Origin of the sequence: Streptomyces corchorusii, from assembly GCF_001514055.1 — a bacterium.
Lineage (GTDB): Bacteria > Actinomycetota > Actinomycetes > Streptomycetales > Streptomycetaceae > Streptomyces > Streptomyces olivaceoviridis.
Map to the genome: position 1 here is coordinate 52603 of NZ_KQ948367.1, position 14899 is coordinate 67501.

11 protein-coding genes are annotated in these 14899 nt (G+C 73.1%); 2 read left to right on the plus strand and 9 right to left on the minus strand.

Annotated elements, in window-relative coordinates:
• Positions 1-22 precede the first annotated feature (22 nt).
• Together AQJ11_RS50085 and AQJ11_RS34850 are read right to left on the minus strand one after the other, a co-directional pair.
• Complete coding sequence (locus AQJ11_RS50085) at positions 23-193, minus strand: hypothetical protein (RefSeq protein ID WP_167360894.1); 171 nt, start codon at positions 191-193, stop codon at positions 23-25.
• A gap of 13 nt (positions 194-206) precedes the next feature.
• Entirely contained in the window at positions 207-1889 is a 1683-nt protein-coding gene (locus AQJ11_RS34850; protein ID WP_059265911.1) for an FAD-dependent oxidoreductase, read from the minus strand.
• A 170-nt stretch (positions 1890-2059) separates the two neighbouring features.
• Between AQJ11_RS34850 and AQJ11_RS34855 the strand changes: the two genes are divergently transcribed.
• Positions 2060-2536 (plus strand): VOC family protein, encoded by a 477-nt coding sequence (locus AQJ11_RS34855; protein WP_059265912.1) that lies wholly within the window; start codon positions 2060-2062, stop codon positions 2534-2536.
• A 173-nt stretch (positions 2537-2709) separates the two neighbouring features.
• Positions 2710-2844, plus strand: a complete 135-nt coding sequence (locus tag AQJ11_RS52210) for a hypothetical protein (RefSeq protein ID WP_014669435.1) — start codon at positions 2710-2712, stop codon at positions 2842-2844.
• A gap of 156 nt (positions 2845-3000) precedes the next feature.
• On the opposite strand, the gene AQJ11_RS34860 is transcribed toward AQJ11_RS52210, so the two are convergent.
• From AQJ11_RS34860 to AQJ11_RS34890, 7 genes are all read right to left on the minus strand, one after another.
• Positions 3001-3258, minus strand: coding sequence for an alpha/beta fold hydrolase (locus AQJ11_RS34860; protein WP_279616966.1), 258 nt, complete (start codon positions 3256-3258; stop codon positions 3001-3003).
• A 27-nt stretch (positions 3259-3285) separates the two neighbouring features.
• The gene (locus tag AQJ11_RS34865; RefSeq protein WP_059265914.1) at positions 3286-5592 is read right to left on the minus strand and encodes a molybdopterin-dependent oxidoreductase; all 2307 of its coding nucleotides are present in this window, start codon (positions 5590-5592) and stop codon (positions 3286-3288) included.
• Positions 5593-5747: 155 nt separating this feature from the next.
• Entirely contained in the window at positions 5748-6113 is a 366-nt protein-coding gene (locus AQJ11_RS34870) for a helix-turn-helix transcriptional regulator (protein ID WP_059265915.1), read from the minus strand.
• On the minus strand, positions 6110-6850 hold the full coding sequence (locus tag AQJ11_RS34875; protein WP_058084953.1) for a helix-turn-helix transcriptional regulator: 741 nt from the start codon (positions 6848-6850) through the stop codon (positions 6110-6112). The genes AQJ11_RS34870 and AQJ11_RS34875 overlap by 4 nt, the downstream gene beginning before the upstream one ends.
• Positions 6847-9663 carry a LuxR family transcriptional regulator gene (locus AQJ11_RS34880; protein ID WP_244218506.1) on the minus strand — a complete coding sequence of 939 codons (2817 nt, stop codon included), beginning with the start codon at positions 9661-9663 and terminating at the stop codon, positions 6847-6849. The genes AQJ11_RS34875 and AQJ11_RS34880 overlap by 4 nt, the downstream gene beginning before the upstream one ends.
• 458 nt (positions 9664-10121) lie before the next feature.
• On the minus strand, positions 10122-10958 hold the full coding sequence (locus AQJ11_RS34885; protein ID WP_058084954.1) for an alpha/beta fold hydrolase: 837 nt from the start codon (positions 10956-10958) through the stop codon (positions 10122-10124).
• Between the two features lie 274 nt (positions 10959-11232).
• The gene (locus AQJ11_RS34890) at positions 11233-14157 is read right to left on the minus strand and encodes an AfsR/SARP family transcriptional regulator (RefSeq protein WP_059265916.1); all 2925 of its coding nucleotides are present in this window, start codon (positions 14155-14157) and stop codon (positions 11233-11235) included.
• Positions 14158-14899: the final 742 nt, after the last annotated feature.

The window sequence follows — 14899 nt, forward strand, 5'->3', positions numbered from 1 at the left end:
GAACGGTCGAGTCCCGGCGGCACTACGCGCTGCACGCACTGCGCCACCACGCCGGGGCGCAGTCGTCCGGTGCGGCGGTGCGGGTCAGGCGGACTTCCCGCTCGTGCGTCAGGACCGGTGTGCCGTACGCGAGCCGCAGGCGCTCCGCGGCGCCGATGTGGACGATGTCGCCGTCGCGCGGTCGCTTGCTCATGAACGTTTCCGTCTCAGATCGTCGCGAGGTACTGGTGGACCGAACGGACGGCGCTGGCGCCGTCACCGACGGCGGCGGCGACACGCTTCATCGAGGCCAGACGCACGTCACCGGCCGCGAACACGCCGGGCACGCTGGTCTCGTACGGCAGCGGCTCACGCCCCAGTTCCTTCCAGCGGGGTCCGAGGTCCCCCGCCGGCAACTGCCGGTCCGTCGGCACGAACCCGTCCGAGTCCAGGACCACTCCACTGAGCCATGTCGTCGCCGGCCGGGCCCCGATGAAGCAGAACAGGCCTGTGCACGCGATACGGCGTGCCCCGGTGCCCTCGGCCCGGGTGGTCAGGGACACACCGTCCAGGTGGGGCCTGCCGTGCAGCGCCGTCACCTCGGTGCCGGTGAGCACCGTGATCCGCGGATCGTTCAGGATGCGTTCCACGAGGTACGCGGACATGCGAGCGCCGAGATCGGGTCCCCGTACCACCAGGGTGACCTCGGAGGCGTACCGGGCCAGGTGCAGGGCGGCCTGTCCCGCGGAGTTGGCGCCGCCGACCACCGCGACCGGCCGGCCGGCCACCGCCTGGGCCTCCAGGTCGGTGGCCGCGTAGTAGATGCCGCAGCCGGTCAGTTCCGCCCAGCCGTCGAGGGGGAGCGCCCGGTACTCCGCTCCGGTGGCGATGATCACCGCCCGCGTCTCGACGCGGGTTCCGTCCGTCAGGGTCACGACGTGGTCGGGGCCCTCGGTGCTCAGTCCGACGACACCGCACGGACTGGCGAGGTGCACACCGAATTTCAGCGCCTGCACGGCGGCACGCGCGGTCAGATCGGCTCCGCTGAGCCCGAAGGGGAAACCGAGGTAGTTCTCGATACGCGCGCTCGTGGCGGCCTGGCCGCCGACGGCCACTCCGTCCAGCAGCACCGTCTGAAGGCCCTCGGAGGCGCCGTACACCGCGGCCGCCAGCCCCGCCGGCCCGGCTCCCACGACGGTGAGGTCGGCCGAGCCGCGTCCGGTGCGGCGGTAGGCGAGGTTGAGCTGCTGGCTCAGCACGCCTGGCGTCACACGGGGCGTCGCCTCGCGTGAGGTCAGTGCCGCGGGCAGGTCCTCCTCGCTGAGACCGGACGAGCGCAGCGCGTCCGCGCCCTGCGGGGAGTCGCTGTCCAGCCACCGGTGGGGCACGCCCTGACGGTCCAGGAAGGTGCGCATGGCCAGGCCCGCCGCCGAGCCGGAGTCGCCGACGATCCGCAGCGTCTGCTCCGTCGCCTGGCGCAGCAGCCGGCGCCGGGCGAGGATCGCGCGCAGGAGCAGGTCGGAGAGTTCGGTCTCCTGGGCCATCAGCCGGCGGAAGGCCGCCGGCCGCACCCGGTGGACCGTGCCGCCGGTCGCGACGCGTACGGTCAGCCCGCGCCGCTGCCCGGTGAGCAGGTTGAGTTCGCCGGCGAACTGGCCGGGGCCGTGCGTCATGAAGAGGTGCCCGTCACCGCCCTCCGAGGACGGAATGATCGCCTCCAGCGTCGCCGTCCCGCACAGGAAGAGGTCGACCGAATCGTCCTCCACCTGGTAGAGGACGTCCCCCGCCCGGACCTCCTCGCAGGTCGCGTACCGGGTGGCCCGGGCGAGCTGACCGTCGTCCAGGCGCACTTCGGCGGCGGTGGCGAGATCGTCGGGACGATCACCGATCTCGGGGAATGAGGTTGCCATGCCCGAAGAATGCCACCGGGCGGCCACGGATCGCCTCGCGTGGGGGACTCCCGCGGCGCACATGTGCACGCGAGGACAGTTCGGGTGCACGAACGGTTCCACATGTACGAGGAGTATGTTCGGTGGTGCCCGTCGCAGTGGCGTACGCAGATCCGAGGAGTGTGTTCCGTATGTCCGCCCGACCCGTGGTACGGGGCCTGCACCACATCAAGATTCCCGTGTCCGATCTGGAGCGGAGCATCGCCTGGTACGGCTCCGTCCTGGGCGCGCGCCGCCTTGAGGAGTTCGACCACGTCACCCAGGACGGGGAGCTGTTCGCCGTCATCCTCGACGTCCCCGGTGTGGACGTGCCCGTGGAACTGCGTCTCGACCCGGCGACCGCCGGACGGCTGGCCGGCTTCGACCCGCTGACCTTCACGGTGACGGGCCGGGCGGAACTCGACGGCTGGATCCGTCACCTCGACACGCTCGGCGTGCCGCACTCACCGGTCATCGTCGCCCTGGTCGGCCACCTCCTGGTGGTCCCCGACCCCGACGGTGTCCGGCTGCGGTTCTACACCGACGAACCCCACGGACTGGGCCACGAGGACGTGGACTTCGCGTCCCCCTGGCTGCGCCCCGACACCGTGCCGCCCACGGACGCCTGACCGGCGGCGGGGTCACCGGCGAGCGGGGTAGCGCCTCGCTCACCGCGGTGGCGCCGTGACCGGTACGCCGTCCCGGAAGCCCGCCATCGCCCGCGCCGTCGCCCGGGGGCGCTCCACGTGCGGCGAGTGCCCGGTGTCCGCCAGGACGGTGTGCCGGGCCCAGCCGACGTGCCGTGTCGGCGAGCAGGGACGGCGCCCAGGTGTCCTCCCTGCTCGCCGTGCAGCACGCGCACCGCGAGCCCGCTCAGCCCGGCCGGCTCCGCGGTCCGGTCGGGTTCGTCCAGCAGGTTCCGTCCGGTGGCCAGTAGTGGGGTGCGGCTGGTGCGCAGCCAGCGCGCGCCGCTCCTCGGCGCCGGACGACACGGCCCGCTCGGGACGCAGGTGTCGCATGACCTGCCCCACTTGCTCCATCGTCATCGTGGTGAGCGCCCCGGTGAGCGGCTTCGGCCCCGGGGACGGCAGCGTCAGGGACGCGAACGCCGAGGGGCGGCGAGCGCGGCGCCCCGGGCGATCCGGCCGCCCATGGAGTGGCCGGCCAGGTGCGGTCGAGTGCCGAGCGCCCCGGCCAGTGCTACGACGTCCTCGCCGAGTTCCTCCCGCCGGTACGCCGTCGCGTGGGGGCCGCCGTCTGTCTCGTTCCGGCCCCGCAGGTCCATGAGGTGCAGCGTATGCCGGTGTTTCCGGACTCGCTCCCCAGGCGCGGAAGTTGGGACCAGTGCCATGCTCGGGGCCGCCGTCTCCGCCGCCGGTCAGGTGCGCATCAGCGCGTGCACGCGGTCGCTGTCCCGCTGGGCGGTCTCCCGTTCCTCGGGCGTCGGCCGCTCCAGTCGTACCGGCATGTCCTTGTGGTGCGGTGTGCCGGCGATCGGGTCGCGGTCGGCGGCGTCGGTGAGCAGGTTGATCCGCGGGCCATGGGTGACACGCCCACCGCGGCCGTCGGGGACCGACATCCCGAAACCGTGCGGCAGGGCCACCTGCCCGGCCCGCAGCGTCTCGTCGGCCTCGGCCCGCGCGACCAGGCGGCCGGTCCTCGACACCACGGCCACCCAGTCGCCCGGGGCGACACCGGCGGCGGACAGGTCCTCGGAGCGGGCGCGCAGCGCGCCGTCCGGGTCGCTCTTGCGCCACGCGGGCGGCCGCAGGATCTGGTTGGCGTTGTGGCTGCGGCGCTGACCGTTGACCAGGGACAGCGGGAAGTCGGGGTCACGGCGGTCGGCGGCCGGGTCCAGGGACGTGAGCCAGGCGAGCAGTTCCGGCACGGCGAGCGTGACGCGTTCGCTGCGCATCAGGCTCCACACCTCGTCGTACCGGTGCTCGCTGAAGGCGAGACCACTCGGTGACCGCAGGACGCGGTCGAAGAGTTCCTCGCCGAGCGCGGTCCCGGACGCCTCGGTGCCCAGCGCCCGTTGGACGGCGGGCCCCAGCCGGCGCGCGGCCGTGTGGCAGCCGGGCCACAGGACCGCCGCGGAGGCCGCGCCCTCGGGCAGTGTTCGGCCCAGCGTGCGGTACAGCAGCGCGGGGGCGATGCCCGGAGCCTTGCGCAGGGTGGCGGCGGCGTGCCGCAGCAGGTTCGGCCGGTCGGTGCGGGCCAGCTCCGTGAGCCGGTCGAGCTCCGCCCGGTCCGGCAGGGCGCCGAGCTTCTCCAGGAGCCGGGTGTAGATCTCGGCCTCCACCAGGGTGCCCGGCAGCGGGGCGAACAGCGGCCGACGGAGCTGGAAGTAGTTCGTCGGCCACTCGAAGTCGAAGAACGCCCACTCCCACTTCTCGTGCTGCGAGGCCGCGGGCAGGACGTACTCGGCCAGCGCCGCCGTCTCCGTGTAGGCGATGTCGACGACCACCGACAGTTCGCACTCCGCGAGGGCCCGCTCGACGGACGCCGTGTCCGCCGCGGTGTTGGCCGGGTTGGACGAGTCCACCCAGACGGCACGGGCCCGGTGCGGATGGTCGGCGAGGACCTCCTCGGCCAGGGTGTTCATGGGCAGGTACCCGCCGATGTACTCGAACCCGGTGATCTGCGAGCGCTCCCCGTGGGACTCCTTCCACAGCGGGATCAGCCAGGAGTGCAGGGCGTTGGTGCCCGGCCGGCCGAAGTGCCCGGTGACCAGGTACAGCAGCTTCTCCAGGTAGCTGTTGAGCGTGGAGTTGCGCCCCTGCTGGACACCCAGTTCGACGCGGACGGTCATCGCCCGCGCGGCCAGGATCAGCTCCACGGCCCGCTCCACGTCCGACCACTCCACCTCGGCGTGGGCGATCCACTCGGCGACGGGGATGCGCAGCAGGGCGTCGGCGACCTCTTCGTAGCCCTCGGTGTGGTCCCGCAGGAACGCCTCGTCCGCGCCCCCGCGCCGCACGACCAGGGCGAGGATCGCGCCCAGCAGGTAGGCGTCGGTTCCGGGCCGCAACGGCAGGTGGACGTCGGCCATGTCCGCCGTCTCGGTACGGCGCGGATCGATGACGATCATCTTCCGGCCGGGGTCGTTCTTGATGCCGTTCACCTCGGTGCGGGCACGGTTGAAACCGTGTGCCTGCCAGGGGTTGCAGCCGATCGCCACCAGCAGGTCGCACTCCTCGACGCCCTCGGACGTGTGGCAGACCTGCCCCCCGAACAGTTTGCCGTTGACCCAGAAGTCCCCGGTCTTCTCCTGCGACAGGGCGCCGAAGAACCGCGTGGAGTTCATCCAGCTCATCAGCGCGTTCCCGTACGCGCCACCGGAGTGGTTGCCCTGACCGCCGCCGCCGACGTAGGCGAGGGCGCCGGGGCCTCCTGGCCCGGTGGTGTCCCGGATGTCCCGCAGGCGCCCGGCGATCTCGGTCAGCGCGGTGTCCCAGTCCACGGGCTCGTGGCCGCCGTCGGGGCGGCGGCGCAGCGGGGTGGTCAGACGGTCCGGGTGGTCGCCGTACCACGTCAGCCGCTGCGGCTTCTGGCAGAGGTACCCCCGGGTGCGCGGGTTCTCCTTGTCGCCGCGGACCCGGGTGATCGCGCGCTGGTCGATCGCGACCTCAAGACCGCAGTTGACGTAACAGAGGCTGCACGCTGTCTTGTGCCAGTCGGTCATACGTGTTTCCCGCTTCCGCGACGGCCCCGCACCGGATCACGGCCCGCTCGGGGAGCGGCGACGCCCAGGTGCCTGGGGGTACACTTTCCGGAGCTCAAGGTTTCTTCATCGAACCTTGCCTGTCAAGGTGGCGATGTGACGTGTTCCCGCGCGCGTCAGGCGCGGAGTGCCGCGGGCAGGTGCTTGCGCGAGCTCACACCCGTCTTGGCGAAGACACGTGACAGATGGCTCGCGACCGTGCGATGGCTCATTCCCAGCTGCCAGCCGATCCGCTGGTTCGACAGCCCCTCGGCCGCGAGGCGGGTCACCTCGGCCTCGCGGGGCGTCAGGTCGTACCTCTCGGCCCACGCGGGGCGGGACGTGTCCACCGCCTCGCCCGCGGCCAGCAGCTCGGAGGCCGCGCGCCGCTCCCACGCGGTCGCGCCGAGCGCGCCGAACAGCTCCCGGGCCCGCTGGAGACGGGGCCGCGCCGCGTTCGGCGGCGTGCCTCGGCGGCCATCGGCCCCCGGTACCGCTCTCACAGTGCGCCGTTGCGGATGGCGTAGGCCACCGCCTGCGTCCGGTTGCGCAGGCCCAGCCGGGTGATGACGTCGTGCAGCACGTTCTTGATCGTGCGTTCCGAGTAGTTGAGGCGTCCGGCCACCTCCGCGGTGCTCAACCCCTCGGCCAGCAGCCGCAGGACGTCCACCTCCCGCGCGGACAGGTCGGACGAGCCCGGCTGGTGCCCCGGCAGCGAGCGCAGCCGCTCGACCAGGGCGCGCACCAGGGTGGGCGGCAGCGGCGACTCCCCTTGCAGGGCCCTGCGGCTCGCCCGCACGATGTCGGCGTAACCGACCTCGCCGCGCAGCAGCACACCCACCACACCGCGGTCGACCGCGTACAGCAGGTGCCGTTCGCTGATCGAGTCCACCACCAGCAGCACCGGCACTCCCCGCCCCTGGGCCGCCCCCGCGACCTCCTCGACACGTGTGAGCGTCGCCAGGGAGACCTTGTGCGTCAGCACCAGGGCGACGTCGGCACCGTGCCGGTCCTCCCAGGGCACCACCCGCACACCCGACGCCCCCCGGAGGTAGGCCTGAGCGCCCTCCTCCGTGAGCACGTCGCTCGCCGTCAGGGTGAGCGTCACCGGCAGGACGTCCCGGTCCTCGCCGCCTCCCAGGGCCCTCATCGCCGGCGCGTCCGGCACGGACGTCAGACGGAACCGGCCGGCCGGACCCGGACGCTCCCGCAGCGGTGCCTTGACGGCACTTCGTGTCATGTGTGATCACCGAGTTCCTGCAATGCGCGGTCGAGTTCCCGGCGGGAGCTGATGCCCAGCCGCGGAAACACCTTGTACAGATGGGAAGCCACCGTCCGTGGCGAGATGGCCAGCTGGTCCGCGATCTCCTGGTTGGACAGCCCGCGGGCGGCCATCCGGACGATGCGCAGTTCGTGTGCGGTCAGGGCGGGCCGCCCGGGGTCCGCCTGCGCGATAGAGCCCGGACCGGGGAGGCGCACCCCCACCGCCCGCAGTTCGGCACGCGCGGACTCCTGCCAGGGCGCGGCTCCCAGCCGGGTGAACAGGTCGTGGGCGAACCGCAGTTGACTGCGCGCCCCGGCCATCTCCCGTTGCCGCTTCAACCACATCCCGTGGTCCAGGGCGAGCCTGCCACGGGCGAAGGGCCGGGAGGCGGCCGTGGCCGCCTCGGCGGCGGCGCGGAACAGCTGCCCCGTGTCGTCCCGGCCGTCGTGGGCGGCCAGGAGCGCCCGGGCGTGACGGACCGCGAGCCGCATGTCCGCCGAGAACCCTTCGAGACCATGCAGCGACGCACGCGCGGCCTGGGCTCGGGCCAGTGCCGTCCGGCCGCGGGCCAGGGCGGCGCGTACGGTGTCCACGTAGGCATGGCGCGCCATCACGTCGCTCACCGGACCGGGCGGCAGCGGTGCGTGGCTCCCGCCGCCGGCCGTGACGGCGCCGGACTCGGCGAGCAGGTACGCGGCGTAGGACGCGATCTGGCCATGGTGGGGGGAGTCGTACGCACGGGCCCACCGGCGGACGTCCGCCAGCAGTTCGCCCGCCTGCTCGGCGCGCCCCTGGAAGGCGTAGGCCAGGAGCAGTTGGGCCTTGAGCGAGACGCCGTACCGGGTCAGGCCCTCGCGCTCGGCCTCCCGCAGCAGCGCCGGCACCACGGCGCGCACCTCCGACCACCGCCCGGCCGCCACCATCAGCGCGACCCGGAGGGCGGAGGCATGGGAGAGATGGGTACGGTCCTCGGGCCTGCCGCGTCGCAGGGCGGTCGCCGTCAGGTGTTCGCTGAGCGCGAGGTCGTCGATGCGCCACGCCGCGTCCGCCAGCCAGGTCAGTTCCCGCGCGTTCGAGCGGGCGACCCCCGCGGCCAGGGGACCGGTGGCCTCGGCCAGACCCGACCTGATCTCATGGAGCCGGCCCACCGGGTCCAGGTGGGCGAGTACGGCCGTGCGCAGCGCCGCGCTGGGCACCGGCTGCGCGCCCAGCCAGTCCAGTGCCTGGCGTGCCGGTCCGGGCCGGTGGGTCAGCGAGCCGAGCAGGGCCAACTGGAAGGCGGCCCAGTCACGCCCGTCGCACCCCAGCACCTGGCCGTGCGTCAGGGCAGCGGAGAGGGAGGCCCGGTTCGTGTCGGCGGTGAAGGCGGTGTCGAACCCCGCGCTCGCCTGGACCATGCTGACGGTGCGGGCCAGCGCCGGCTCCCGGGCTCCTTGCGCCTGACGACTCAACGCCATCGCCAGCCCTGGGCGGCCACAGCGCAGGGCCATGGTCGCCGCCGCCGCGTACCCGCGGGAACGGCCCGCCGGGTCCGAGCCGGCGTCGGCGGCCCGCTGCCACGCGCGCAGGGCGGCGCTCCACTGGCCCCGGGCCGCCGCCGCCCGGGCGAACCGGTCGAAGGACGCGTCCCCGTCGGTGCCCCGGGCGGCATGCGCTCCGCCGCCCGCCGACGCCCACCGTGCCAGGCCGAGGTTCGTCCACGCGGTGTGGGCCCGCCGTCGCGCGGCCGGTGACGCCGTGGAGTACGCCAGAGCCCGGAAGAAGCGGCGCGTGAAGCGCACCGTGCGGTCACCGCGGACGAGCCCCGCCTTCTCCGCCGGGTCGAGGGCGTCCAGCCCCGTGCCGAGCCGCTCCGCCGCGTGCGTGAGATCCACCGTGCTCATGCCCGCCTCGGTCAGGGCGAGGAGGGCCAGGAGATCGCGGGTGGGAAGCGGCAGCGACCGGAACAGTCCGCCCAGCCTGCCGTCCAGCAGCGGGCCCGCCGGCAGGGGGTCGGGAAGGGGCGTACCGCCGTCGCGCTGCGCCGGGGTCAGCGCGTCGGAAAGGCTGAGCAGCGCCAGCGGATTGCCCTGCGCGGCCGAGATCACCGCGGCGCGCACCACCGCGGCGAGGTCCTGGTGACGGGCCGTCAGCAGGCGCCCGGCCCGGTGCTGGTCCAGACCGGTCAGCGAGACCTCCGTGATCTCGCACCCGTCGAAGGGGTCGCGGACATCGTCCGCCGTGGCCGCCAGTACGGCGACGGCCGTGCCCGGCAGACGGTTGGTGACGAACGTGACGGCGCGGGCCGAGGCGGTGTCGAGCAGATGGCAGTCGTCGACGACCAGCAGGACGGGACCGCGCTGTGCCGCGGACGCCAGCACCTGCCTCAGCGCCGCGTACGTGGACAGCGCGTCCGGGGCCGCGTCTCCCGCCAGTGCCCTCCGCAGAGCCGTGCGCAGCAGGTCCGGCAGTCCGACGGCCAGCGCGAGCAGTTCATCGGCCAGGGGTTCGAACGCGCCGAAGGCGCCCCTGGCGCGTGTGTCGCGGCCCGACACGCGCAGGACCCGCCACCCGCTGCCGGCCGCCCGGTCCGCGACGCTCCCCAGAAGCGTGCTCTTGCCCGTTCCGGCCTCGCCCCGCACCACCACCGCGGCACCCCGGCCCTGCGCGGCCCGGCCGAGGGCGCGCCGGCAGGTGTCGAGGTCACCGCCCCTGCCGACCGGCTCGGCGGGCCGGGCGCTGCCCGACCCCGAGGAACGCGGAGCCGTGCCGGCCCGCGCGCCCCGGTACGGGGGAGAAGTGGTCGTCATCGGCTCGTTCCCGCCTTCGGCTCGGAGGCCCGCCGTCGACGGGGGACAGCCGGCACACGGGTCGGCGCGGGCCCCTCGCCGCCGGCGGGCGGGAACGGGCAGTCCTCTCCGTGGCGTGCCGCACCGCCGTCGCGGAACGGGGGCGCGCTCACGGCGCCGCAGAGGTGGATGTCCGGCTTCATGCCGCATCTCCGGTTCGTTCGATGGCCTTCCCGTCCGGCACCGAGGCCGCGGGCCGCCCACGGGCCCGCACGACCGGGCGGATCGGGGGCCCGGGCAGCGAGACCGTTCCAACCTAGACACATGTGGCGTCCTTGACATCTGTCATTCGACGTGGTCGACGACAGACCAGGCAGGTGTGCCCCGTCCGCCCGCGCCGCCTCCGGACGACGTGGCGCTGTGCCCGGGTGGCCCGCACCGCCGGATCGCGGAGTGGACCACCGTGGCATCGGCGGTGACTACTTGGCGAGGAAGGTGAGGAGGGCGTTGTTGACTTCTTCGGCGTGGGTCCAGAGCAGGCCGTGGGGGGCGCCGTCGATCTCGACGTAGTCGGCGTGGGGGAGGGCCTTGTGGAAGGGGCGGGCGGTGGAGTCGATGGGGAGGATGTTGTCGGCGGTGCCGTGGAGGATGAGGGCGGGGACGTCGATCTTGGGGATGTCGTTGCGGAAGTCGGTGGGCCAGGTGAGGGGGGCGGCCCAGGCGGCGTGGGCGCTGCCGTTGGTGGCGACGTTCCAGCTGTTGCGGACGGCTTCTTCGCTGATGCGGGTGCCGAGGTTTTCGTCGAGGTTGTAGAAGTCGCGGTAGAAGTCGGTGTAGTAGGCGTAGCGGTCGTTCTTGGCGGTGTCGGAGATGTTCTGGAAGAAGGCGTGGTCGCCGGCGCCGGTGGGGTTGTCGTCGGTTTTGAGGAGGAAGGGTTCGAGGGAGGCGAGGAAGGCGGCCTTGGCGATGCGGGCGGAGCCGTAGGTGCCGAGGTAGCGGCCGACTTCTCCGGTGCCCATGGAGAAGCCGACGAGGGTGACGCCGTGGAGGTCGAGGGTTTCCAGGAGGGTGTTGAGGTCGGCGGCGAAGGTGTCGTAGTCGTAGCCGGTGGTGGGCTGGCTGGACTGGCCGAAGCCGCGGCGGTCGTAGGTGATGACGCGGTAGCCGGCGTGGAGGAGGGCGGTGGTCTGCTTTTCCCAGGAGTGTCCGTCGAGGGGGAAGCCGTGGATGAGGACGACCGGGCGGCCGGTGCCGTGGTCCTCGTAGTACAGGTCGATGTCGGTGGTGTTCTCCCGGCCGACGGTGATGTAGGGCATGGTGGTGTCCTTTCGGGTGTGGGGGCGGTGCGAGGGTCCCGCACCGCCGGCGACGCACTCACCGTCCCCCGACAGCGGGCATGGCCGAATCTGTCTAACGACTTATCTCTTGGGCCCCGGCCCGCATCGCGGCCCGCGCGGCAGGTAGGCATACATGGTCAGCCCCTCGCGGTGCTCCGGGTGTTTCCCGCCGACGAGGACGTACTCCGGTCCGTCGACGCGTCACCGGGGCCGCCGGCGGCGGGCCCGGCACGGCCCGGGAACCTCCGGGTAGTCAAATGACCGATGCCGCTTCCCGCTGCTCCTCGACCGTGTCCAGCAGCGCGAGTTTCTCCCTGGCCCGGGCCGCCAGCGGCAGTTCCGGATCGTCCAGGCTCCTGAGGGCGTCGGTCCAGGCCCGCCGGGCTCCCGCAACGTCCCGGGCGTCGAGCCGCACGTCGCCGAGTGCCATCAGCTCCTCCGCCACGTTCCCCCGGTTGCCGGCCAGCCGCATCAGTTCGATGCCCCGTTCGTAGTACGAGGCCGACCGGGCGTAGTCGCGTCGCCGGCGGAACACCTGCCCGATGATCGTCAGGGTCAGTCCCTCCCCGTTGAGGTCACGCAAGTCGCGGAACATCACGACAGCGGTGCGCGCGAGCCGCAGGGCCCCCTCCGGATCACCGAGTTTCACACGCGTCATGGCGGTGTCCGAAAGGGTTGCGGCCCTGAGATGGCGTGGCTCGGGTCCGCACAGCAGATCCAGGGCCGCCTCCATATGACGCAGGGCCCGGACATGGTCCTCCCGGGAGCTGTACACGACGCCGATGTTCCCCAGGACGTGTGCCAAGTCGGTGGTGGAGCGCAGTTGTTCGAAGCGGCGACGCGCCCGTTCCAGGTGGCGCAGCGCACCGGGCAGGTCACCGAGGGAGTGCAGGGCGCCGGCCAGACCGTGGTGGGTCCGCGCCATGCCCTCCGCGTCCTCGGCCTTGCGGGCCGCTGCCAGGGCGGCCCGCATGGTGGCGGCCCAGTCGTGCCACCACCCCATGCGCTGCTGGCACATCTGCAAGGTCACGGCGAGTTCCCACGCCATCCGGCTGTCGCCGTGTGCGGCGGCGGCCTCCACCACCGAACGCAGTACCGCCCGCTCCCGTGTGTACCAGGCTGTCGCCGTGGCGGTGTCAGCCAGCGGCTCCGGGGTCACGGACGGCAGGGGCGCCGCGGGGGCGGCCGGCTGAGGTCCGGGCCGCAGCAGGAGGTTCGCGGCGTGCGCGGTCTGGCGGTAGTGGTCGTACATGCGGGACCGGACGGCCGGACGGTCCCGCTCGTACTGGGCGGCCAGTTCGGCGGCGTACGCGAGGATCAGGTCGTGGGCCCGGTAACGGTTGCGTGCGCGCACGGTCAGCAGTCTGGCCCGTACGAGTTCGCCCATGGCCTGGACCGCTTCGTGCGGGCTGATGCCGGCCATGCTGGCGAGTGCGGCGGCGGTGACGTCGGGTCCGGGGTGCAGAGGGAGCAGCCGGAAGAGGTGTGCGGCCTGGGGGCCGAGTGTGCGGTAGGACCAGGAGAAGACGCCTCGTACGTCGTTGTCGAGGTTGTCGTCGCTGAAGCCGTCCAGGCTGTGGTCGGTGGTGGACAGTTCGAGGTCGATGTCGTGGAGGGTGCGCTCGGGGTATGCGGCGGCTCGGGCGGCGACGATGGCGACGGCGAGGGGGAGGCGGCCGCAGCGTTCGACGAGCGGGCGGACCTCGCGGGCGGTGGCGTCGGGGCGGCTGGTGCGGACGCGTTCGAGAAACGCGTTGGTCGCTTCGGCGGGGGAGGGGACGTCCAGGGTGAGCAGGTGTGCTCCGTGGGCGGCGGCCAGTGCGGTCAGGCGGCTGCGGCTGGTGACGATGACCATGCAGTTGCCGGTGCCGGGCAGCAGCGGTCTGATCTGGGCCAGGTCGCGTGCGTTGTCGAGGACGACGAGTACCCGGCGGTCGGCCAGGACGCTGCGGTAGAGCGCGGAGCGGGTGTCGGGCGAGGTGGGGATGCGCTGGGGGGCGACGCCCAGGGCGTCGAGGAAGCCCTGGAGGATGTCGGCGGGGTCGGCGGGTTTGCCGTCGGGGGCGAAGCCGCGCAGGTCGGCGTAGAGCTGTCCGTCGGGGAAGTCGGAGGCGACCTGGTGGGCGAAGTGCACGGCCAGAGCGGTCTTGCCGATGCCGGGGATGCCGTCGACGGCCAGCACCCGCAACGCACCGCCACCCCGTGCGGCCAGGGCTCGGGCCTGCGCGAGCGCGTCCTCACGTCCCGTGAATCCCGGCAGGCCCGGAGGCAACTGGGCCGGCCGCGCCGTCCTCGGCGAGGGTGCGGGGGACGGCATGGAACCGGCCGGAACCGGTGGGCCGTAGGCGGCTCCTTCGTCCTCCTCCGCCTCCGCGGGCGCGCCGGCGTCGAAGCGGTGCCGCAGAATCCGCTCGTGAGCGGCCCGCAGCTCCGCGCCGGGGTCCACACTCAGCTCCTCCGCCAGCCGCAGCCGGATCTCCTCGTACATCGCAAGGGCCTCGGCCTGCTTGCCGTCCGAAGCGAGCACGAGCAGCAGGCGCGCCAGCAGCGCCTCGTCCAGCGGATTGCGCTCCGCGGCCCGCCGCAACGGCAACAGCACCGCCTCGGCACGACGGCAGCGCAGCGCCGTGTCCGCTGCCTCGCACACCACCGACACGTATTCGTGCTCCAGCATGACGAAGGCGGGACGGGTGCTGCTGACCGGTTCCAGATCCGCCGCGCACCGCCCCTGCCACAGGTCCAGAGCGGTGGTGAACAGACCCACGGAGCCCGTCGGGTCGCCCGCCGCGTCCGCCTGCCGCGCCTGGTCGACCAGGGCCCGGAAGTTCAGCAGGTCGAGGCAGTCGGCATCGACGCGCAGCAGGTACCCGCCCGCCTGCCGGGCGAGCCACCGGCCGGGCGACCTGGCGGGCAGGCCCGGTTCCAGGAGCCGGCGCAGTGCTCCGACGTACCGGTGCACCGCGTTGGTCGCACTCGACGGCGGATCACCGTCCCACAGCAGGTCGACGAACTCGTGCATCGAGACGGGCCGCCCGGCACGCGCCAGGAGCACGGCGAGGATGAGGCGCTGCTGCTTCGGGCCGAGCAGCAGCTCGCCGCCGCCCCGCCAGACCCGCACCGGTCCCAGGACGGAGAACTGGATGGCGTGATCAGCTGACTCGCGCGACAACCCTGTCATCGTGCCTCTCTCCTCGCCGCCCCGACTCCGTTCTCCGGCCACCGCTTCCCGCACCGTTCAGTGGCGCCGGCCCGGTCGTGGTCGGCTCGTGTCTTCTGTGTGCTGCTCGTAGGTCGTTCGCCGAGACGTTGTGGGAAACGTCAGCGGGGCGGGCTGTGGGGTCGAGGGAACATGCCGAGCGTCGCGCTGGGCTTCCGCCTCCGCCGGTTCCGGGCTACGCCGACGGATGACAACCGAGGGGGTGCCGGTGCCCCCGTCCCCGTACGCGTACCGGCCGGCCGGCCACGAGGGGATCTCCCGGCGGCCGGATTCGTGCGGGTGGGCTCGGCTGGACCGCTTGATCACGGCACTCCCCCCAAGCCCCGTCGATGAACGCTCGGTGTGCGGCGCACCACTTCAATATGGTCGGTCATTTTCATTCTGTCAAACCGGTCTCACCTGCCGCTTCCGGGTGAATCTCCCGAACCGGACAGACCGGTCGCCCCCCGTCCGCAGGCAGGCAGGCCGGTGGGCTGTGGGGTGGGCGGGGTACGCGGGGTGCGCGGGGTGCGCGACAAGGCCGCAACGCTGCCCGATCGGGCCGAGCGGTCCTCAGGATGCCCAGAGCCCGCACGAAGAGCGGCGAGACTGCGCACGCACCGGATCCGTGGGGGAGGGCGTGCACGGCCCGACGCTGGCGTTGCCGCCGAGGCCGATCCGCCTCTCGAAGCGCCGACGGCGTCTCAAGGGGCGAGGGCCGCTG

Bases quoted from the DNA above. Each gene is read 5' to 3' on its own strand.
- AQJ11_RS50085 (WP_167360894.1), bottom strand. From the start codon at position 193: ATGAGCAAGCGACCGCGCGACGGCGACATCGTCCACATCGGCGCCGCG.
- AQJ11_RS34850 (WP_059265911.1), bottom strand. From the start codon at position 1,889: ATGGCAACCTCATTCCCCGAGATCGGTGATCGTCCCGACGATCTCGCC.
- AQJ11_RS34855 (WP_059265912.1), top strand. From the start codon at position 2,060: ATGTCCGCCCGACCCGTGGTACGGGGCCTGCACCACATCAAGATTCCC.
- AQJ11_RS34860 (WP_279616966.1), bottom strand. From the start codon at position 3,258: ATGGCACTGGTCCCAACTTCCGCGCCTGGGGAGCGAGTCCGGAAACAC.
- AQJ11_RS34865 (WP_059265914.1), bottom strand. From the start codon at position 5,592: ATGACCGACTGGCACAAGACAGCGTGCAGCCTCTGTTACGTCAACTGC.
- AQJ11_RS34875 (WP_058084953.1), bottom strand. From the start codon at position 6,850: ATGACACGAAGTGCCGTCAAGGCACCGCTGCGGGAGCGTCCGGGTCCG.
- AQJ11_RS34880 (WP_244218506.1), bottom strand. From the start codon at position 9,663: ATGACGACCACTTCTCCCCCGTACCGGGGCGCGCGGGCCGGCACGGCT.
- AQJ11_RS34885 (WP_058084954.1), bottom strand. From the start codon at position 10,958: ATGCCCTACATCACCGTCGGCCGGGAGAACACCACCGACATCGACCTG.
- AQJ11_RS34890 (WP_059265916.1), bottom strand. From the start codon at position 14,157: ATGACAGGGTTGTCGCGCGAGTCAGCTGATCACGCCATCCAGTTCTCC.